Raw genomic sequence first — 19,255 nt, forward strand, 5'->3', positions numbered from 1 at the left:
CGGGACGTGGCCGTCATCGCCGTGTCGTGCGCGGGCGTCACGCCGCCCGGGGAGAACTGCGATGACCGCACACGACGCCTTGGGCGCCCCCGCGTGCGTTCTGTTGCGCTGGACGAGTTGCACCCCCGACGCCGCAGCCCAGGCACGTGCCACCCTGCGGTGTGCCCTCGCTGAACTCGGCTACGGCGGCGAGGTGATCAGCAATGCGGTGCTGGCTGTCTCGGAGTTCGTCACCAACGCCATCACACATGCGGTCGGACCGTACGAGATGCGCTTGCGCCACACCTCGGCAGGGATCATCTGCGAAGTCGAGGACCGTGACCCGCGTATCCCGGAGGTTCCCGCATTCCCTGCCACGGCGCCGTACACCCCTGTCGAGGAGAACCGCGGGGGCGGCTTGGAAGCGCTGTGCACGTTGTTGTCCGAGCATGGGCGGGGCCTGCACATCGTTCATGAACTCACCGGCGGTGCCTGGGGTTTCAGGGGGCGGAAGAGGGTTAAGACGGCATGGTTCGCGGTCTCGGTCGCTTCCGGTGGCCGGGGCAAAGGTTCGTAGTGCTCTGGCCTTCGGTCAAGAATTTGGGCGGGGACGACTTATCGGCCTTGCGGATGAGCCTTTGAAAGTGGTGCTCGTCGCTCATTCGAGCGACGAGCACCACTTTTTGGTGAGGAAGCCGGTTAGCAAGGTGAAGCGTCTCGTAAGTAACGGGTCGAAACGGGCGTGGAATTCACCCTCCTGTCATGGTTGGTCGGTGCGACACCGGGTATCTCCAGTCGCATCTGATCACCGACGGTCCTCGTCCGGGTGTAGAAGGCGACGAAAGGTGGGGGATGTCGAAGACGCAGCGGAAGATCAGGGTGGTTCTGGCGAGGGCGGCTGCTGTGGTCATGGGGCTACTACTGGCTGGCTGTGCGCACAGCTCGTCAGACGCTCGATCGTTACCCGGGGGAGTATCTGACGCGTCGGCGTCTCGGACATCAGCACCCGAGCACGCGGATGCACTCGCCGCGTACAGAGCCATGTGGCATGACCTGGCGGTGGCATCGAGAACCTCGGACGCTTCTTCTCCGTTGCTCGACGACCATGCGCGCGGAGGCGCGCTGGAGCTTCTGAAGTACGGGCTCTCGAAGTCCAAGAAGGAACGGGTGGTCAGTAAAGGGGCACCCCGAGTGGATCCCCAAGTGGTGTCAGCCACCGACCAGAAGGTTGTGCTCGTCGACTGCGTGGATGACCGGAACTGGCTGCAGTACAAGCTGAATGGTGAGTTGAAGAACGACGTCCCCGGCGGGCACTACAGGACTGACGCCACTGTCCGGCGCAACAACGGGTTCTGGAAGGTTACGGACCTCTATATGCACGAGGCCGGATCGTGTTGATCCGTGGCTGCGTGACTGCAGGGACCGCGGCTGTCGGCGCCTTGGCCCTTCTCGCGGTGGCGCCTTGCACCCCGGCCCAAGCGGACGGAAACGGCTTGCACTTCGCTGGAGTTGCATGTGGCTCGGGTGCCTGCGATGTGGAGGCGAAGAGCATCACCAGGAGCCCGGGCAGTTCGGGGAAGAGAACGCCAGCGCCTCGTGGAGGGATGCCCAGGTCGGGCGGCGCTGACGCAGTGCCGAAAGGGCCGCCGACCATCACGTCGAGCGGTTGGGAGTATGACCTGGGCGGCGGCATGGGGATCTTGCCGCGCTTCGACCCCGTGAAGAAGGACGAGCCGAAGTCGGGCGTCGGCGGACGGCAGGTTCCCGTTGAGGTTGTCGTCCAGCAGGCGGTGAAGCGGCTGAAGTTGCCGAAGCCGGTGATCCACACGAGTCCGGACGAGGACTTCGTGCAGGTGGTTCATGTGCCGACCTGGATGTGGGTGGAGCACTCGACGTGGGGGCCGGTGTCCGCATCGGCCGCTGTGGAGGGTACGCAGGTGACGGCGACGGCCCGGCCGCGGCAGGCGGTGTGGTCGATGGGCGATGGCGGTCAGGTGGTGTGCCGAGGGCCGGGGACGCCGTACTCGGACGCTTACAGCCCCAAGGCGTCGTCGCCGGACTGTGGTTACACCTATCGGCGGGCGTCGCTGTCCGTGCCGGGGCGGGCGTACACGGTGTCGGTGCAGGTGGCCTGGGATGTCGAGTGGCACGGGGCTGGGCGGACCGGGGTGGTGCCGGGGCTGGTGATGTCGGCTGAGCGGCGGCTGGTGGTGGACGAGGTGCAGGCCGTTGTCACGCGCTGACGACGTGTGGTGAGTGCGCGGCCTGCCTCGGCGGGTCGACCTGGTGAATGTTGGATTTCTCCTGATCGCGAGGTGAATGGTGGGTACCTCCATGTCTTCTTCGGCTCCGGCGGGCAGCGGATTGCGGGTGCCGGGAGCACGCGTGTCGAGCCCCGAGCGGCCGCCGGCGGTGACGGGCGCGCGGCGCCGCAGGGTGGGCTGGGTGTGGGCCGGGGTCGGGGCGGTGGTGGTCTCGGCGGTCGGCTTCGCGCTGGTCGCGCAGGCGGTGGGGGAGCGGGAGAAGGTTCTCGTGCTGGCCCGTGATGTGCCGGCCGGGCAGGTGTTGAAGCCGGGCGATCTGCGGGTGGGGGAGGTGGCGGCGGACGCGGGCGTGGTGCGTCTGGCGGACCGTGGCACGGTGCTGGGGCGGCAGGCGAAGGTGCCGTTGGTGGCGGGGTCGTTGCTGGCTCCCGGTCAGGTGGGCATGAGCGCTGTGTTCCCGCCGAGGGGGTTCTCGCAGGTGGCGCTTGCTGTGGAGTCGGGCGGTGCGCCGCCGGATCTTGCTCGTGGGGAGCGTGTCGCCGTCCTTCCCGGTCCAACCGCTGTTGGTGCGGGAGCGGCAGGCGACGACGAGACGGCGACCTCGACGGTGGCCGGGACAGTAACCGGGATGCGGGAGCCGGAGTCGGCGGGCGGGCCGCGCGTGGTCACCGTGCTGGTGGAGACCGGGGCGGCACGGCGGGCGGCGCAGCTGGAGCATCCGCGGGTCGTGGTGCTTCCCGCGGAGGGGGGTGAGGCGCCGTGAGGCGGCTCGTTGTTCTCGGGTCGGTTACGGGTGCGCCGGGTGTGACGACGACGGCGCTGGCACTGGCCGCCGTGTGGCCGCCGGAGGTGGATGGCGGGGTGCGGCCTGTGATGGTGGAGGCGGATTCCTCCGGCGGTGACCTCATGATTCGCTTCGGTCTGCCGTCGGCTCCCTCGCTGCTGGATGTCGCGGCGGCGGCCGGGCAGCCGTATCCGGGTTCCTTGCTGGGAGCGACGAGTGAACTGCCCTTCGGGGTCCGCGCGGTGGTCGCGGTGCCTGGCCGTGGTCCGTGCCGGGAGGCAGTGCGGCTGCTGGCCGGTCAGGCTGGGCGGCGGGTGCTGCTCGGGGACAGCAATGACTGGGGCACGGTACTGCTGGACGTCGGCCGCCTCGGCGAGGATGCTGAGCCGTTGCTCGACGCCGCTGACCAGGTCGTGCTGGTGACGAGGGGAGGGGCGGAGCCACTGACCCATGTGTCCGCCAGCGGCCTGCACGTTGAGGCGTGTGCCGGGCGGCTGACGCTCGCCGTGGTCGGGCCGTGCCCGTACCCGGCCGAGGAGATCGGCAACACGCTCGGGATGGAGCGAGTGGTCTTTCTTCCCTGGGATGCCAGGAGCGTGGGTGCCATGAGCAGCTCCAAGCACGGTGTGCTGCGCACGGCGGGATTCAGGCCGTCACCGTTGATGACCGCCGTCCGGGCGCTGGCACGTCAGCTGGCCGAACCACGGCAGGCACAACCACAGCAGAGCCCGAGCGGGGCGAGAGCCCCAGGCAGCGCGCACGGGACCGAGAGGTACGCGGCACAACTGGCCGGGCACGGCAGGGCGGGTCTGGTTCAGGGGCCGGGAGCCGAGGAGGACGGATCGTGAGCAAGCTGCTGATGCCTGCGGGCGTGGTGCCCGCTGTTGGTGAGCGGGAGCTGGCGCATGTCGTGCGCCAGCGTGTGTCGGCTCGGCTGGCGGTGTACGCCGGTGAGCGTGAGTCGGCGGGTTTGCCGGTAGAGGATGAGACAGCGCGGCGTGCCACCGTGGGGCTTCTGCTGGCCGAGGAGCTGGGGGAGCAGCGGCGTCAGGCGCTGGCCCGGGGTGGGCCGGTGATCGATGCCGCGGTGGAGGAGCGGATCGCGCAGGCGGTCAGGGACGAGCTGTTCGGTACCGGCCGACTGGAGCGCTTGCTGGCCGATGAGGCCATCGAGAACATCTGCGTCAACGGCTGCGACGTGGTGTGGATCAAGGACGTGGCAGGATCATGGCGCCGTGAAGCGCCGGTGGCTACCTCGGATGAGGAACTGGTGGAACTGGTCCGCACCCTCGCGTCCCGTACGGGTGGGGAGGAACGCCGCTTCGACCGGGGCATGCCGCGTCTGAATCTGCAACTCCCTGACGGATCCAGGTTGTTCGCGGTGATGGCGGTGACGGGCCGGGTGTCGCTGACGATCCGACGCCACCGTTTCCCCGCTGCCTCAATGGCGGACCTGGTGCGGCTGGGCGTGTGCGACGAGAGGCTTGCCGCGTTCCTGCGGGCGCTGGTGCGGGCGCGCAAGAACATCGTCATCGGCGGTGGCACAAACGTCGGCAAGACCACCGTGCTGCGTGCCTTCGCCCACGAGATCCCTCCCGAAGAGAGGCTCGTGACGATCGAGGACACCTTCGAACTCGGCCTGGACGCCGACCCGGTGGCGCACCCGAACGTGGTGGCCATGCAGGCGCGCGAGCCGAACATCGAGGGACAGGGCGGCATCGACCAGGCAGAGCTGGTGCGGTGGGGGCTGCGAATGTCCCCGGACCGGGTCATCGTCGGGGAGATCCGCGGGGCCGAGGTCATCCCGATGTGCAACGCCATGAGCCAGGGCAACGACGGCTCGCTGTCCACCATCCACGCCTCCACCTCGCGCGGGGTGTTCACCAAACTCGCCTCCTACGCCGCACAGGCCCCCGAACGCCTCACGCTGGAGGCGACGAACCTGATGGTGGCCTCCGCGGTCCACTTCGTCGTCCACCTGGGCTGGGATCTCGCAGGCCGGAGGGTCATCGATTCGGTGCGCGAGGTCATCGACGCGGACGGGACGCAGATCGTCTCCAACGAGGTCTACCGCCCTGGCCCCGAGGGGCGTGCCGTGCCCGCCACTCCCTTGCGCGCCGAGACCCTCAACGACCTCGCCGTGGCCGGCCTGGACGCCCGGGAAGCCGCCTGCCAGTGGTGGGGTGCCCTGTGATGAGCAGCCTGTTGGGCCCCGCCGCTTCGACGGGAGCCGCGGTGGCGTGCGGGACGGTGTTCGGACTTGGCCTGGTGGCCATCGGCTACGGCGCGGTGCGGCGAGCCGTGCGCGAGGAGCAGTACGGCCCGTGGCGTGCGCTGGTGGCGCGGCTGCCCGCGGACTGGACCACGCGGCGCGTGGTGACCTCGGTGACGGCCGGGGCGGTCGCGGGTGTGTTGACGACATGGCCGGTGGCGGCGGTGCTGACCACGGTCGCCGTCCTCACCCTTCCCGGGCTGCTCGGCCCGGACCGGCACACGGCACGGCGCACAGAGCGGATGGAGGCGCTGGCCACCTGGACGGAGATGCTCCGCGACACCCTTTCCGCCGCCGCAGGTCTGGAGCAGGCGGTGCTGGCGACCGCGGACATCGCCCCGGCCGCCCTGGAGCGCGAGCTGCGGGAACTGGCCTTCGCCGTCCGCTCCGGGCATCCCTTGCCGGCGGCCCTGCGGGCGTTCGCCGAGGACGTCGATGACCCGCTGGCCGATGTGGTGGTGGCCGCCCTGGTGATGGCGGCCGAGCAGCAGGCCAGCCACCTCGTGCCGCTGCTGGGCGAACTGGCCGAGTCGGTGCGCGAGCAGGTGGCCATGCGGCAGCGCATCGACGCCGGACGGGCGAGTGTACGCACCGGCGTGCGGGTCACGGTGATCGTCACCCTCGGCATGGCGGTCGGGCTGGTGGTCTTCAACCGCCCCTATCTCGACCCCTTCAACACACTGACCGGACAGGTGGTGCTGGCGATGGTCGGCGCGCTGTTCACCGCGAGTTTCGCCTACCTGACCGCGATCGGACACATCGAGGAACCCGTCCGCCTCATCAGCCCGACCGCATCCGGTGCCGCCCTGGCGGGGAGTGAACCGGGAGGCGCCCGGTGATCGTCATGCTGCTCGGCGCCCTGTTCGGCACCGGGGCGACCGCCCTCGTCTACGGACTGCGCCCACCCCGGCCCGCGCTCGCCGATGTCCTCACCGCACTCAACGCTCCCGCGCCGCAGGCGGATTCACGGCTGCGGGAGACGGACGACGCGGAGTGGGCAACCCGGCTGGGCCGACGCGCCGTACCGCTGGTGCGTGCCCTCGGCTTCCCCACCGACTCGTTACGCGCGGACCTGGCCGTGTGCGGCACGGATGAGGAACGGCACCTGGCGGGCAAGGCCGTCTGCGCCGCCGCCGGACTCATCGCCCCGTGGGCCGCCATGCTCCTGCTGCGCCTCGGGGCCGGTATCGGGACAGGCTGGTGGGTGCCGCTGGCCGGCTCGCTCACCCTGGCCGTCGTGCTGTTCTTCACTCCCGACTTGTCGGTACGGCAGCAGGCCGCACGGCGGCGCCGCGAGATGCGCCATACTCTCAGCCTCGTCCTGGACCTGACCGTGATCGCGCTCGCCGGCGGCGCCGGAATCCAGCAGGCGCTCGCCCAGGCGGTGGCCGCGCCGCAGGGGTGGGCTGCGGCGAGGCTGCGGCACGCCCTGCACGTCGCCCAGCTCACCCGTACCAGCCCCTGGTCCCACCTGGAGGACCTGGGACGGCATCTGGCCGTGACAGATCTGACCGAGCTGGCCTCGACGCTGAACCTCGCCGGAAGTGAAGGCGCAAAGATCCGCGGCTCGCTCGGAGCGAAGGCGCGGGCGATGCGCCGCCGCAGGATCTCCGAGGCCGACGGGGCCGCCCAGGCGGCCACCGAGCGGATGTCCCTGCCCGTGGTCGGATTGTTCGCCGCCTTCCTGCTGCTGATCGGCTACCCGGCCCTCGCCCACGTCATGTCGATCACCTGACCCTCCCCCCACCAGCACGAAACCGACAGAAAGAGCACAGTGTGTTCCACCTCGACACCCTGGCCCGACTCGTCCGCGCGCACCTGGCTGAAATCCGCGAACAGGCCCGCTCGGACGCGGGCTACACCACCGAGACCATCATCGTCACGGCCCTGCTGGCGATCCTGGGCCTGACCGTGGTGGGCATCATCGTCGCCAAGGTCACCGCCAAGGCGAACGGCATCGACCTGGGCGGCTAGACGGTGCCGACCACGCTCCTTCGAAGGCTGGGCGGTGACCGCGGGGCGGCCGGCACCCAGCTGGTCCTCGTCGTCCCGGCGCTGCTGCTGATCGCGCTGCTTACCGTGCAGTTCGCGCTGGTCTGGCATGCACGGCACATCGCCCAGTACGCCGCCCAGCGGGCCCTGGCCGCCGCCCGCACCGAGCACGGCACCGCGGCGGACGGCCGGACCCAGGCACGACGAAGCCTCGCCGCGCTCGGCAGCCGGGTCCTGACCGCTGTGTCCGTGACCGCCGAGCGCACCGCCACCCAGACGACCGTGCGCGTGCAGGGGGCAGTGATCCGCGTACTGCCCGTCCCGGGGCTGGTCCTGCACGCCTCCGCAACCGCCTCCGGCCCCACCGAGAGGATCACCACCCCCACCGGAGGCCGACCTTGACGCGAAGAGCGCGCCGCACACGAGACGACGGACAGCGGGGTTCGGCGGCCGTGGAGCTGGTGCTCGTCACACCACTGCTCATCCTCGTACTCCTGACCGTGGTGGCCTTCGGGCTGCTCACCGACGCCCGCCTGGTCGTGACGGACGCCGCCCACCAAGCCGCACGCGCCGCCTCCCTGGCCCGCACCGACAAGGACGCCCACGCCCAGGCCGAACGGGCGGCCGACGCGGCACTACGGGAAGCGGGAGCCTCCTGCACACGCCCCACCGTCCGACTCACCACCGGCAAACTCGCACCGGGCGTCACGGTGACGGCACGAGTCTCCTGTGTCGCCGACCTGGGCACCCTCACCCACACCGGGCTGCCCGGCCACGTGACGCTGACCGACACCGCGTTCTCCGCCGTCGACACCTTCAGGAGCAGCCCGTGAAACGGCGAGCGCGAGACCATCCGACGCAGGGCTTCGTCCGGTTGGCGGCTGGGGACGACCGAGGGCAGGTCACCGTGTTCGTCGTCGGTGTCTTCGCCGCGCTGTGGCTGTTCGCCGGGATCGTGGTCGACGGCGGCCTCGCCCTGTCCGGCAAGGCCCAGGCCCTGGACACGGCGCAGGAAGCCGCCCGCACCGGCGCCCAGCAACTGGACATCGGCCGGCTCCGGCACGGCGAAGAGGTCCGCCTCGTACGCGACAAGGCCACGGCGGCGGCCTGCGCGTATGTCGCCTCCACGGGAGACGCCGCCACCGCCTCCGTCAAGGGCGAAGCCGTCACCGTTCACGTCACCCACCACCAGCGCACCCAGATCCTGCAACTGATCGGCCTGCGCACCCTCACCGTCCACGCCACGGCCACCGCGCACGCCGAACGCATCACACCCTGAGAACCGTTCACCACCCCTTTCCGGCCAACGAGAGCGAACCGGCGATGACACACCCACCGCAGCTGCGCCAGCGCCTGACCGCGGCTGCCACGGCCGGCGGGACCCTTGTCGTCACGCTCGCTCTGCTCGCCGGAATGCCCTACGTCCTGTGGAGAGCAACAAGCCTGCCCTGGCCTGAACACGTCTCTTCCCTCGCCGAGTTCGGACAGTGGCTGGCGCAGCCGGTCAGCGACCCCTTGATGATCGACCTGCTGGCTGTGGTGGGCTGGGTGTGCTGGGCCGCCTTCGCCTGCACCGTGGTCCGCGAGACCATCTGGTACGCCGTCCACCTCCCGCAACTGCTGCGTGACCGTCACGTGCACCACGAACATGTCGCAGCTCTGTCCGTGAAGGGCTCGCTGGCCGCGCTGTGCATCGGCACCCTCGTGATTGCTCTGCTCGGCCTGTGGCGCCCCCAGACGGCCAGTGCCCAGCGGCCGTCCCTGGGCGAGGCACGGCCGCGCAGCGCCGCGACAGCTCCTCTCACCCTCGCCCTGGTCCAGCAGCCCGTGCCTTTGGCCCGAGCTGGGTCAGCCCCGGCGCAGGCCACGACCGCCCCGCCGGCTCCACCACGCTTTGAGCCGAGCGGAGCAACCGAGTCGGCCCGCCATGTCGAGTACACGGTCATCGAGGGCGACACTCTGTGGGACATCGCACGTACGCACCTGGGCGACGCACTCAAGTGGCCGCGCATCTACGCGCTGAACAAGGACCGCGTCCAGGACGGCGGAGCCCGACTGACCGACCCGGACTTGATCCTGCCCGGGTGGCGACTGACCATCCCCGTCAACCGGACCACGACCCCACCGCCAACCCCTGCTCCCGCTCCGGCACATCCACAGCCGAACCCCACACCCACGAAGCCCACAGCGACCCCACCGTCGCCGCCAACTCCAAGCCAGAGCAAGGAGACTCACCGATCGGCGGGTGGCGAACACACTCCCACCGACATCGACCGGCACAGCAGGGCCACGGTCCGCAAGGCGGCTCCACAACCGGGCCCGGCCGCGGTCAGCCTTGGCGAGGCGGGCCTGATCGGCATTACCGCGGCGGCCGGACTGCTGGCCGCACGCCGCTACTGGTACTGGCACCAACACCGCCGGCGCGACCCCGACCAGGAAACGGAAGTACCCACCCTGAGGCCGCTGGTGGACAAGGCCGCACAGGCCGCCCACGCAGCCACCCGACCCCGCCGACCACAAGCCGATGGCGACCTCCTGGCTCCCCGCCGCCCCACACCTCAGCAACCCCGCACAACCGGCACCGTCACCATCGGTGTCCGAGAAGACGCCGAGGTCTGCCTCGACGAGCTGGCGGTGCCCGGAGGCTGTGCCTGGACCGGCCCTGGTACGGACGGCGCCGCACGCGCCCTGCTGGTCGGCGTCCTCACCGCCGCCGAACGCCAGCGCCCCGGGCCTTCGTGCGTCACGGCGGTCGTCCCCCGCGACCTGGGCGAGCTTCTACTGCCTTCACTGCCCTCCCAGTTCACTGCCCTGACCCAGAGCGCCGACCTCGCCGAGGCTGTCCGAGCCGCAGAACAGCACCTGATCGCCCATGCCCGCACGCACGACGAGCAGAACACCGCGCCTGCGGCAACCGGGCAGGCGAGCCCCCACTACGCTCCGGAAACCGGGCCCGGCACCCTGCTCCTGCTCGCCGCGCCGGACGCCGCCCACAGCGGACAACTGCAGGCCCTGGCCGCCCGCAGCAGACCCGGAACACTGATCGTCCTCACCCTGGGAACCCCGCTGCCCGGCACCGCCGCCTGGCACATCGCCGCCGACGGCACCACCACCGCTGCAGGCACACCCGGTCCACACCCCGCACCACTCAAGCTGTTCCACCTCACCCCCGACGCCGCACGCGACGTGACCGAGGTCCTCCTCACCGCCCACGGCCGGCGCCCGCGGCTGCGTGCCCTTCCCCCGCCCGACCCCGACACCGAAGGCGACCATCCCGAAACACCAGCAAAACCCCCGCCGCAAAACCCGCAGCCCCGCCCGTCCCCAGCCGAGACATCACGACCGACGCAGACCAAGCCCGTGCGTCTGAACGTCCTCGGCCCCATCACCCTCTACGCCCGCGGCCAACACGACCCCGTCGGCACGAACCTACGCGGTGAAGTCCACGAATTCCTCGCGCTCCTGGCCGCACATCCCGCCGGACTCCTCGCCTCCGACATCGCCGACAAACTTCACCTCGCACCGGGCAGCGACCAGAACGCACTCAAGAACCTCCGCCGCGCCGTGAGACGCGCCCTGCGCACCGCGACCGGAATCACCGCCCAGGAATTCATTCTCCTCCAAGGAGAACTCCACAAACTCCACCCGGAACTCGTAGACACCGACCTTGCAGATTTCAGCCGCGCTCTGAAAGAAGCATTCGCCGCCTCAGACGAGCGGAACCTGAGCGATGCCCTGGACGCCGTACGCGCCGCCCTGGACCATTACCGAGGCCCCTTCGCCCAGGGCGGCGACTACCTCTGGGCCGACACAGTCCGCGAACACCTCGCCATGAGGGCCACCGACGCCGCCGTCCGCCTGGCCCGCCAGGCCGAGCGCGCCGAGGCCGCACCACATGACCGGGACGCCGTCCTGACACTGCTGGAACACCTGGGCACCATCCACCCCGACCACGAACGCCTCGCTCAGCACGCCATCCGCCTCTACCAGGCCTGTGGGCGCAACGACGCGGCCCGGCACACCTACACCCGCCTGGCAAGACACCTCAGCGATCTCGGCCTCGAACCCGAGCCGGCCACCCAGGCTCTCATCACAGCCCGGACCCGCCAGACCCGGTGATCAGCCCGCCGTAGCCAGTTCCACCGCCGACACCACATCGGCGCGGCTCGGCGCCCCGGAGGCGCGGAGCACGACGCGACCGGCGCGGTCGAGGACGAGCACCGTCGGCGTGCGCATCACCTCGACGCGGCGGACCAGGTCGAGCCGCGTCTCGGCGTCGATCTCCACAAGACGCACGCCAGGCGTCTGGGCGGCCACACCGGCCAGCAGTCGCCGGGTGCCGGGGCAGGTCGAGCACAGGGCCGTCGAGAACTGCACCAGCGTCGCCCGCTCGCCAAGTGCCCCACCCAGCTCACCCGAGGACAACCGCAGCGCGTCACCCCGGCCACCGTCGCGCAGCCTGCCATCGCGACGGGCACGGACCAGCCCGAACGCCGTCGCGGCCGCCAGCACGACGGCGGCCACGATCAACCCGGTCGGATCGCTCACGGCCGCCTCACCCGTGGCTCAGCCGGGCCCGGCCGCGGACCGCGAGCAGGTAGAACTCGCAGCCCAGGCAATAGCCGAAGGCGGCGTTCAGGAAGGCCGCGGCGAGCGCCGCCGCGCTCGCCGCGATGCCGAGCCAAGTGGCACCGGACAGGTAACCCGCCGCCCCGGCAACCGCGAAGCCCAGGCCGACCGCCTGTGCGAACCGCGGCGGCCGCTCGTCCTCGAGTTCTTGCGGCGGCCCGAGACGGGGCCGCACCAGCCGGCGGTAGAGCCAGCCGTAGGGGGACCAGCGCAGTCCCAGAACCGCGCCAAGGGCGAAGACGACGGCCTGCGCCGCGAGCAGCACGCCGCTGCCGCTGACCAGGACGAGAAGCAGAACGAGGGTCGTGAGCACGGCGGCAAAGCGCGGCCCACGCGGATCGACGCGGACAGGCACACCAGGGGTGCGGTCGGACATGAAGGACTCCGGGACGGTACGGACGGATTCTGGCGAAGGGGGCGCGCGGTCAGCGACACGCGGCGGACCACACCCGACCGAAGTCGATGTGCGCCCTGATCACCAGGAACGTCGCGGAGAACATGCCGTCATTGCAGCAGTCACCCCCGCCGCGGTCAATCACCGCCCACCTGCCGGACACACGGGATGGCTCTGTTCACCGGTTTCGGTTCTGGCACGAGTTGTGTTGTGTGAAGGATCTACGCAGCGTGACTGAGGGTATGAGGGCGTCAGATTTGATTTCCCGGGTGCCGAGCGTTCCAAGAGCTGATTATCGGACAGCTCTTCCTCGGCGGCAGCTATTCGCTCGTTCAACGCGGCCAGCTCAGCCCGCAGCCCCTCCACCCGATGCCGGGCCGCCTCCTCACGCTGCTTCAGCAACGTCAGCAGTTCCTGCTCCATGCGTCCCTCCCGGCGATGCCGCCGACGCAACCGCGCCGCGCCCAACCCCCACACCACCCAGGGACTTACCGACCACCAGAACGCGAAACCCCCGCTGATCACCGTCCCGCGCGCTGAGCACGCTGCGCGCATTCCGTCACCTGACGAGCGGCATTTCGTCGGTAGCCCCTGTTGCTGGACGTGCCAGTCACCCCCGAGAGCTGCTCCAGTGCACCTCGAGGGCGGCGGCAACCTCGGCCGGCTTCTGGATCGGCGTCCAGTGGCTGCTGTCCAGCCTCAGAAAACGGGTGGCGCGCACGGAAGCGGCCATCTTCTCGCCGAACTTGACGGGGCAGACTGGGTCGAACGCCCCCCAGAACACCAGGGACGGTCCGGTCAGGTCCGCGAGATCCGGTTCCCACTCGGCGCCGACCGTCAATGCGGAGCGGTAGAGCTTGAGGATGCTGTCGCGCATGGTCTCGTCCACGCGGCCGGCCGTCTGTTCGGCCAGCTCAGCCGGGATCTGGAGGTTGTCGGTCAGGTCCTTGGCGAACGCGCCGGGGTCGTACTCCTTGGCCCAGCGGTCGCCCGCGACGGGGTCCTGCCACAGCTTCGCCAGCGGATGCCAGTCGTACTCGGCGCTGACCGGGCCGTTGCTGCCGGCCCATGTGCGGATCAGATCCGGCCGTACGGAAGCCACGCGCGCGGTGAGGAGGCAGCCCCAGTCATGGCCGACCAGGTCGACCGGCTCGCCGATTGCCTCCAACCGCTCGATGAGCCAGGAGACGTATTCCTCCTTGGTGCAGTGGAAGCCCTCGGGTCGCGGCGAACCGAAACCGGGCAGGTCCCAAGCCTCCACGTCGCTGCGGGTCAGGTGCTCGCGCACGTCGTCCCACACGTGGTGGGTGTCGGGTACGCCGTGGATCAGAATGGCAGGCATGAACGAACTCCTACAAGGGTGGATATTTTTATTGAGAAGCGAAGAACCGGCACAGGGCGGGTAGAGAGGTCGAAGCCTCGTGCCGCGGGTCAGGGTCTTCGCTCCCACGTGAACGGGACCGAGTGGCGCGGCACTTCGTGCCTGAGTCGTTTCGATCCACACTGGTCAACGAGTCGGTACAGCTGTCCCGACCGGGGTGAGCACCAGTACCGCGCAGCCAGGCGGCGTTCCGGTCATGTCATGGCTGCATCTGGCTGCAGCACAGACACCAATTGGTCATGCAACACGGCTCGAACCCGGCGTGATGCGGTCTGTGGAGCTACGCCGGCGGCGACGAGGAACGCGGTCGCCGCGGCCTCACCCGCGGGGTCTGCCCAGGCGGAGGTGGTGTTCTCCTCGGCGAGGGCCAGCATCAGGGCTTCCAGCGCCTGAGCGAGGATGGGCGCGGGGACGTGGTGCGCGAAGACGCCTTCGTCCTGGCCACGTCGTATGGCCGCCACGGCCTCTTCGCGAGCGGGTGCCAGAGTGGCGCGGATCGTCTCCTCTCCCAGATGGTGTCGCCCCAGGGAGATGAGCATGCGGTACTGGTCGCCCACCGCCCATGCCGCAAGGGCCATCCGCGTCATCGTCTCCAGCGGGTCGGCATCTGGGACACGGGTTGCAGGGAACGCCTGTCGCAGTGCCCGAGCTGCTTCCTGCGTCAACTCGGCGATCAGCGCTTGACGGTTGGAGAAGTGACCGTAGAGGGTGCGTCGGGCGATGCCGGCCGCCAGGGCGATGCTGTCGAGACTTGCGTCGGGGTCGTCCCGCAGTTTCTGCCGGGCAGCGGCGAGGATGCGTCGGCGGTTCGAGCGAGCGTCGCTGCGCTGCGGAGTGCGGCGCGGGGCGTCGGTCGTGTGCATGGCTCCATCTCCACGGGTTCTGGCTGCGGGAAAGCCGCGGGCGCCGGTGTTCCCTCACGCACCGGCGCCCACTCACCCCTGCCCAGGGTGGCTTGTTGTCCTGCTGACGGGTGTCAGGGGACGAGGATGAGGCGGATCGGGTCGCCGATCTTGTTCTCCAGTCGGTGGACGGCGTCGGCGGCCTCGACGAGCGGGATGTGGTCCGTGATGGAGGGGGCCAGATCGAGGCGGCCGGCCGCGGTCAGCTGTACCAGCTCGGAGACGGACTCGGGGAAGCCGCCGTAGTGGCCGCGCACCTGCTTCTGCAGGTAGTTGAAGGTCAGGCCCTCGGTGATGGTCAGTGGCCTGGGGGTGATGCCCACCAGGATCAGGGAGCCGCCCAGGCCGAGCACGGAGGCGGCCTGGTCGCGGACGGCGGGGACGCCGGCGCAGTCGAAGGCGAAGTCGAGGCCGCGTCCGCCGGTGGCTGCGCGGACCTGGTCGGCGAAGTCGGGGGCTGCCGGGTCGAGCGCGAGGTCCGCGCCGAAGGCCAGGGCGCGCTCGCGGGCGCTGGGCAGCGGGTCGACGGCGATGATCGGGGCGGCGCCGACCAGGCGGGCGACGCGGACGTTGTGCGCGCCGACTCCGCCGACTCCCCAGATGCCGACGGACTGGGCGGGACGGACGCCCGCGGTGGCGACGACGGCGGCGTAGGGGGTGGAGACCGCGTCGGGGATGATCGCGGCCTGGTCGAAGGGGAGGCTGTCGGGGATGGGGATGAGGGTGTCCTCGCGGGCGATCACGTACTCGGCCCAGCCGCCGTCGTAGTCGATGCCGGCGGTGAGCATCTGGGTGCAGGGGCGGTGGCGCACGCAGCCGGCGCACTGGCCGCAGGTCTTGCCGGCCTCCAGGGTGACGCGGGTGCCGACGTGCAGGCCGCGCTTGAGGTCGGGGCCGAGCGTGTGGATGACACCGGATACCTCGTGGCCGACGGTGACCGTGTCGGTGGTGGCGAACAGCGGGACGAGGGAGCCGTCGAGCAGGTGGACGTCGGAGAGGCAGACGCCGGCGGCCTTGACCTCGATGAGGACCTCGCCCGGGCCCGGCACGGGGATTGGGACCTCTTCCACGGCGAACTTCTTGCTGTCCACGTGGAAGCGTCCGGCGAGCATGGTGTCCATGAAGATCTGCTTTCGGTGAGCGGTACCGCCCGGCGGTTCGGGCCGGAGGGTGCCATGTGGTGTCTGGAGGGCTTGTGGTGGCCGGGAGGCGTGGGGGGTTGCAGGACGGGGCCGCACGCCTCCCGGCGGCTGGGGGTCGCACGCCTTCACGGCGTGCGACGGTCAGGCGAAGACGTCCTGCTGGTAGCGCTCGTCCGCTTCGAGCTGGGCGAGCCACTGCTGGGCGGTCTCGTCGTCGCTGCCGGTCTGCTGGCGGTGGATGGCGGCGAGGGCCTCGCGGACGGCGGGGGCCATGCGGCGGCCGTCACCGCAGACGTAGATGTACGCGCCGTCCTGGATGGCCTGCCACACCGTGTCGGCGGCGTTGGCTATGGCGTTCTGCACGAACCGGGCCGGGTGGCCGGTCACCGCGGAATAGGCGGTGTGGATCTGTGCGATGCCGGCCTGCTCCCAGTCCTGCATCTCCTGCTTGTAGAAGTAGTCGTGCTCCGGGTGGCGGCAGCCGACGAAGACCTGTGACAGGCCGACCTGCGTGCCATTCGCGTGCTGCCAGGCCCGCTCCTCGAGGAAGCCGCGCAGCGGCGCGATGCCGGTGCCGGGGCCGATCAGGATCAGCGGCGTGGCGGGGTCGGCGGGTGGGGCGAAGGTCGGGGAGGGCACGCGGACGTAGCCGTAGACGACGTCTCCGGGCTCGAGGCCCGCGATGTAGGCGGAGCAGGTGCCGCGGTACTGGCCGTCGCCGGACAGGGCCGGGCCTTCCAGCAGGCCGACGGTCAGGCGCACGTGGCGCGGGTTGGCGGACGGGGCGGAGGAGATGGAGTAGAAGCGCGGGCGGATGGGGCCCGTCATCTCCAGGAACACGGCCAGCGGCAGCTCGACGGCCGGGAAGCGCTCCAGCAGGCCCAGGACGGAGATGCGCTTGCCGAGGATCTCCTTCTGGTAGCGCTCCTCGGCCTCCTCCGTTTCGGCGGTGTACGCCTGGAGCTGCGGCCGGGTCCAGGGGCACTCGGTGTGCTCGGCCAGGGTCTGGATCTGGGAGCGGGTGGCCACGTCCTGCAGTTCCAGGAACTCGGTGAGCAGGATGCCGGCGGTGACCGGGGTGCCGACCGGCAGGTGGGTGCGGCCACCGGCAGGCTGGTCGAGCCGGAGCACCTGGTCGTAGTCGACGCCGAGCCGCCTCAGTGCGCGCTCCACCAGGGCGAGTTCGTTCTTGGCGAAGACGGCCAGGTGGTTGCCGGTGTCGTACGTGACGCCCTCGGGCAGCTCGAAGGTGATGGACTTCGCCGACGGGCGCGGCGGCTCGATCTGGAAGTCCCACAGGCCGGTCGCGTCGGCCACGAGTTCCTCGTTGGCCACCACGGTGAGCGGGTACGCCTGCTCGGAGACGATGGCGGGACGCACGTCGGACTCGCCGAGCAGCTGGACCTGGTAGCGGGGGCCGCTCGCCTGGGAGGTGTCGGCGGCGTACTCCTCGGCCAGAGTGGCCCACAGGTTGTCCATCCACCGCGTGGCCATGCCGTCGAAGTCCCCGGCGGCGTCCGCGATGCCGCGCTCGACGACCGGGGTGGCGCCTGCGGCCAGCAGACCTTCCTCGATCCGCTTGGGGAATGCCTGGTAGGTGGCCACCCATTGGGTGTTGCCGGCGCCGAGCAGCGCGTACCGCACGTTCGCCAGCGAGCCCTCGGGCAGCCCGGCGGCGAGCAGGTCGTCGAAGCGCTGGGCGTTGTCGGGGGCCTTGCCGTTGTAGCTGGCCGCTACCACGGTGAGCAGGCCCTCGGTGGGCAGGTTGTCGCCCAGCTCGTCCAGGCTGACGAGGGTGGTGCCGAAGCCGGAGCGCTCACTGCGGTCGGCGATGGTGCGGGCCAGGTCCTCGCACGAGCCGAGGCTGGAGCCGTAGGCGACGGTCAGGTTCACACCGACACCGCTGACCGCTGCCTGCGCCTGCGTGTCGCCGGTCTGCACATCCGCGACGCCGAACACGGTCCGCTCGTGCTCCTGACGGCGGCGCACGATGAGCTCGAAGTTGCCGGGCTTGCGGGTCAGCGCCTCCCGGGGGTCCATCTTGTAGTCGCTGGTGTCGGCGAACTTGAACTTCTGCAGCACCAGCGCGAGGGCCAGGCGGGCCTCGACGAGCGCGAACTGGCGGCCGATGCAGGCACGTATGCCGTTGCCGAACGGCTTGTAGGCGTGCGGGTGCTGCTGGACGCGGTTCTCCGGCAGCCAGCGGTCGATGTCGAACTCGTCGGGCCGCTCCCACGCCTTGGGGTGTGTGTGCAGCGGGCCCTCGAGGATGAGGACCTTCGTGTCCTTCTTCAGCTCGTAGTGGCCGCCGATGACGGTGTCCTCCCGCGCCGTCTTGCCGAACGACGGGATGGGAGCCCACAGGCGCAGGGTCTCGTCCAGGATCCGCGGGATGACGTCCAGCTGCATGATCGTGTCGTAGTCCGGAACGGTGTCGCCCGGCAGCAGGCGGTCCACCTCGGCGTACGCCTGGGCCAGCACGGACGGGTTGCGCATCAGCGAGTACGTGGCGAACGACAGCAGACCACTGGTGGTCTCGTGGCCGGCGATCAGGAACGTCAGCACCTGGTCACGGACGTTGTCGATGTCCAGCTTCTTGCCGGTCTCCGGGTCGGTGGCCTCCAGCATCAGACCCAGCAGGTCCTCCTCACCGCTGGACTGCCCCTCGCGGCGCTCCTTGATCACACTCTCGACCAGTTCCTGCATCATCTGGATGTTCGCGCCGTACTTCTTGGCATCGGCCTTGCGGAGCTTGGTCATCATCGGGAGTTCCTGCGAGCGCCGCAGCGACTCGATCAGCGCCTCCAGCAGGGCGTTGAGGAAGGGGTGCAGCTCCTCCTTCCCGAAGGAGTCGAACCGGTAGCCGAATCCGGACAGGGCGATCGTGTCCAAGGTGAGCCGGGTGTAGTCGTCGGTGATGTTGACCGGCTGACCCTCCTTGCGCTCCCACTTGCCCGCCAGGTTCTGGGCGATCTCCAGCATCTGCCCGAAGTAATTCCTCATGGCGCGCTGGCTGAACGCCGGCAGGAGGATCCGGTGCGCCATGCCCCATTCCTCCTCGTGCTGGTGGGCCGTGAACAGGCCCGCGCCCGCGAAGTCCCGGACGTGCTGCAGCGGCGTCTTCTCGATCTGCTTGAAGAACCGCGTCTCGTCGGAGACCTCGGCCACCAGGTCCGGGTCGTAGACGAAGATCTGCTCGATGCCGGCGATGTCCAAGCCGTAGATGCCCTCGGGGAACTGCTTGGACAGCTCGGCGAAGTACTCCACCGGGTTGGTGTCGGGGATCTGCGGCGTGTTGCCCAGGAAAGGGACCCCGCGCGGGGACCGGATGGGGCGAAGGTCGTTCGCGGAGTGCGTGGTCATGTCTTGCTCCTCTGCGGAGGGGGTGGAGGGGGGTGGGCAAGGGCGCGCTGCGCAGGTCGATGCCGTGGCGCCATACAGAAGCATACGTCGTATGGAATTGAAACCATACGCGGTACGGAAAGTGGAGCGCAACCCCGGGGCCCAGGTGACGCT

The 19,255-nt window shown here is 70.1% G+C and carries 20 protein-coding genes; 13 read left to right on the top strand and 7 right to left on the bottom strand.

Annotated elements, in window-relative coordinates; all coding sequences use genetic code 11:
• Positions 1-61: 61 nt before the first annotated feature.
• The 13 genes from GQF42_RS35060 to GQF42_RS35120 all read left to right on the top strand — a co-directional run bounded on the left by GQF42_RS35060 (position 62) and on the right by GQF42_RS35120 (position 11,410).
• Complete coding sequence (locus tag GQF42_RS35060; protein ID WP_158926682.1) at positions 62-556, top strand: ATP-binding protein; 495 nt, start codon at positions 62-64, stop codon at positions 554-556.
• Between the two features lie 275 nt (positions 557-831).
• Positions 832-1,377, top strand: a complete 546-nt coding sequence (locus GQF42_RS35065) for a hypothetical protein (protein ID WP_233273569.1) — start codon at positions 832-834, stop codon at positions 1,375-1,377.
• Between the two features lie 233 nt (positions 1,378-1,610).
• A complete protein-coding gene (locus GQF42_RS35070; RefSeq protein WP_233273570.1) occupies positions 1,611-2,222 on the top strand; it encodes a hypothetical protein in 612 nt (203 codons plus the stop codon).
• 142 nt (positions 2,223-2,364) lie between these two features.
• Positions 2,365-3,006 (top strand): SAF domain-containing protein, encoded by a 642-nt coding sequence (locus GQF42_RS35075; protein WP_233273571.1) that lies wholly within the window; start codon positions 2,365-2,367, stop codon positions 3,004-3,006.
• Positions 3,007-3,047: 41 nt separating this feature from the next.
• Entirely contained in the window at positions 3,048-3,875 is an 828-nt protein-coding gene (locus GQF42_RS35080; RefSeq protein WP_233273572.1) for a MinD/ParA family ATP-binding protein, read from the top strand.
• A complete protein-coding gene (locus GQF42_RS35085; RefSeq protein WP_158926686.1) occupies positions 3,872-5,221 on the top strand; it encodes a CpaF family protein in 1,350 nt (449 codons plus the stop codon). Before GQF42_RS35080 ends, GQF42_RS35085 begins: the two co-directional genes overlap by 4 nt.
• Complete coding sequence (locus GQF42_RS35090; protein ID WP_158926688.1) at positions 5,221-6,138, top strand: type II secretion system F family protein; 918 nt, start codon at positions 5,221-5,223, stop codon at positions 6,136-6,138. The genes GQF42_RS35085 and GQF42_RS35090 overlap by 1 nt, the downstream gene beginning before the upstream one ends.
• Positions 6,135-7,034, top strand: coding sequence for a type II secretion system F family protein (locus GQF42_RS35095; protein ID WP_158926690.1), 900 nt, complete (start codon positions 6,135-6,137; stop codon positions 7,032-7,034). The genes GQF42_RS35090 and GQF42_RS35095 overlap by 4 nt, the downstream gene beginning before the upstream one ends.
• A gap of 41 nt (positions 7,035-7,075) precedes the next feature.
• Complete coding sequence (locus GQF42_RS35100) at positions 7,076-7,273, top strand: hypothetical protein (protein WP_158926692.1); 198 nt, start codon at positions 7,076-7,078, stop codon at positions 7,271-7,273.
• A gap of 3 nt (positions 7,274-7,276) precedes the next feature.
• Positions 7,277-7,693, top strand: a complete 417-nt coding sequence (locus tag GQF42_RS35105; RefSeq protein WP_158926694.1) for a TadE/TadG family type IV pilus assembly protein — start codon at positions 7,277-7,279, stop codon at positions 7,691-7,693.
• Positions 7,690-8,124: a TadE/TadG family type IV pilus assembly protein gene (locus GQF42_RS35110; protein ID WP_325100374.1), complete on the top strand. Its 435-nt coding sequence runs from the start codon at positions 7,690-7,692 to the stop codon at positions 8,122-8,124. Before GQF42_RS35105 ends, GQF42_RS35110 begins: the two co-directional genes overlap by 4 nt.
• The gene (locus tag GQF42_RS35115) at positions 8,121-8,570 is read left to right on the top strand and encodes a Tad domain-containing protein (protein WP_158926696.1); all 450 of its coding nucleotides are present in this window, start codon (positions 8,121-8,123) and stop codon (positions 8,568-8,570) included. The genes GQF42_RS35110 and GQF42_RS35115 overlap by 4 nt, the downstream gene beginning before the upstream one ends.
• A 44-nt stretch (positions 8,571-8,614) precedes the next feature.
• Positions 8,615-11,410, top strand: a complete 2,796-nt coding sequence (locus GQF42_RS35120) for a BTAD domain-containing putative transcriptional regulator (RefSeq protein WP_158926698.1) — start codon at positions 8,615-8,617, stop codon at positions 11,408-11,410.
• On the opposite strand, the gene GQF42_RS35125 is transcribed toward GQF42_RS35120, so the two are convergent.
• The 7 genes from GQF42_RS35125 to GQF42_RS35155 all read right to left on the bottom strand — a co-directional run bounded on the left by GQF42_RS35125 (position 11,411) and on the right by GQF42_RS35155 (position 19,102).
• Positions 11,411-11,839: a thioredoxin family protein gene (locus GQF42_RS35125; RefSeq protein ID WP_158926700.1), complete on the bottom strand. Its 429-nt coding sequence runs from the start codon at positions 11,837-11,839 to the stop codon at positions 11,411-11,413.
• Between the two features lie 7 nt (positions 11,840-11,846).
• Positions 11,847-12,296: a DUF4395 domain-containing protein gene (locus tag GQF42_RS35130; protein WP_158926702.1), complete on the bottom strand. Its 450-nt coding sequence runs from the start codon at positions 12,294-12,296 to the stop codon at positions 11,847-11,849.
• Between the two features lie 159 nt (positions 12,297-12,455).
• The gene (locus tag GQF42_RS35135) at positions 12,456-12,737 is read right to left on the bottom strand and encodes a hypothetical protein (protein ID WP_158926704.1); all 282 of its coding nucleotides are present in this window, start codon (positions 12,735-12,737) and stop codon (positions 12,456-12,458) included.
• 187 nt (positions 12,738-12,924) lie between these two features.
• Complete coding sequence (locus tag GQF42_RS35140; protein ID WP_158926706.1) at positions 12,925-13,656, bottom strand: alpha/beta fold hydrolase; 732 nt, start codon at positions 13,654-13,656, stop codon at positions 12,925-12,927.
• 233 nt (positions 13,657-13,889) lie between these two features.
• Positions 13,890-14,558, bottom strand: a complete 669-nt coding sequence (locus GQF42_RS35145) for a TetR/AcrR family transcriptional regulator (RefSeq protein WP_158926708.1) — start codon at positions 14,556-14,558, stop codon at positions 13,890-13,892.
• Positions 14,559-14,671: 113 nt separating this feature from the next.
• A complete protein-coding gene (locus tag GQF42_RS35150; protein WP_158926710.1) occupies positions 14,672-15,718 on the bottom strand; it encodes a zinc-binding dehydrogenase in 1,047 nt (348 codons plus the stop codon).
• 162 nt (positions 15,719-15,880) lie between these two features.
• A complete protein-coding gene (locus GQF42_RS35155; RefSeq protein ID WP_158926712.1) occupies positions 15,881-19,102 on the bottom strand; it encodes a bifunctional cytochrome P450/NADPH--P450 reductase in 3,222 nt (1,073 codons plus the stop codon).
• Positions 19,103-19,255: the final 153 nt, after the last annotated feature.

The organism is Streptomyces broussonetiae (genome assembly GCF_009796285.1).
Taxonomy (GTDB): Bacteria; Actinomycetota; Actinomycetes; order Streptomycetales; family Streptomycetaceae; genus Streptomyces; species Streptomyces broussonetiae.

Excerpts from the sequence above, each read along its gene's own strand:
- GQF42_RS35060 (WP_158926682.1), top strand. The coding sequence starts at position 62 with ATGACCGCACACGACGCCTTGGGCGCCCCCGCGTGCGTTCTGTTGCGC.
- GQF42_RS35065 (WP_233273569.1), top strand. The coding sequence starts at position 832 with ATGTCGAAGACGCAGCGGAAGATCAGGGTGGTTCTGGCGAGGGCGGCT.
- GQF42_RS35090 (WP_158926688.1), top strand. The coding sequence starts at position 5,221 with ATGAGCAGCCTGTTGGGCCCCGCCGCTTCGACGGGAGCCGCGGTGGCG.
- GQF42_RS35120 (WP_158926698.1), top strand. The coding sequence starts at position 8,615 with ATGACACACCCACCGCAGCTGCGCCAGCGCCTGACCGCGGCTGCCACG.
- GQF42_RS35130 (WP_158926702.1), bottom strand. The coding sequence starts at position 12,296 with ATGTCCGACCGCACCCCTGGTGTGCCTGTCCGCGTCGATCCGCGTGGG.
- GQF42_RS35135 (WP_158926704.1), bottom strand. The coding sequence starts at position 12,737 with ATGGAGCAGGAACTGCTGACGTTGCTGAAGCAGCGTGAGGAGGCGGCC.
- GQF42_RS35140 (WP_158926706.1), bottom strand. The coding sequence starts at position 13,656 with ATGCCTGCCATTCTGATCCACGGCGTACCCGACACCCACCACGTGTGG.
- GQF42_RS35145 (WP_158926708.1), bottom strand. The coding sequence starts at position 14,558 with ATGCACACGACCGACGCCCCGCGCCGCACTCCGCAGCGCAGCGACGCT.
- GQF42_RS35150 (WP_158926710.1), bottom strand. The coding sequence starts at position 15,718 with ATGGACACCATGCTCGCCGGACGCTTCCACGTGGACAGCAAGAAGTTC.
- GQF42_RS35155 (WP_158926712.1), bottom strand. The coding sequence starts at position 19,102 with ATGACCACGCACTCCGCGAACGACCTTCGCCCCATCCGGTCCCCGCGC.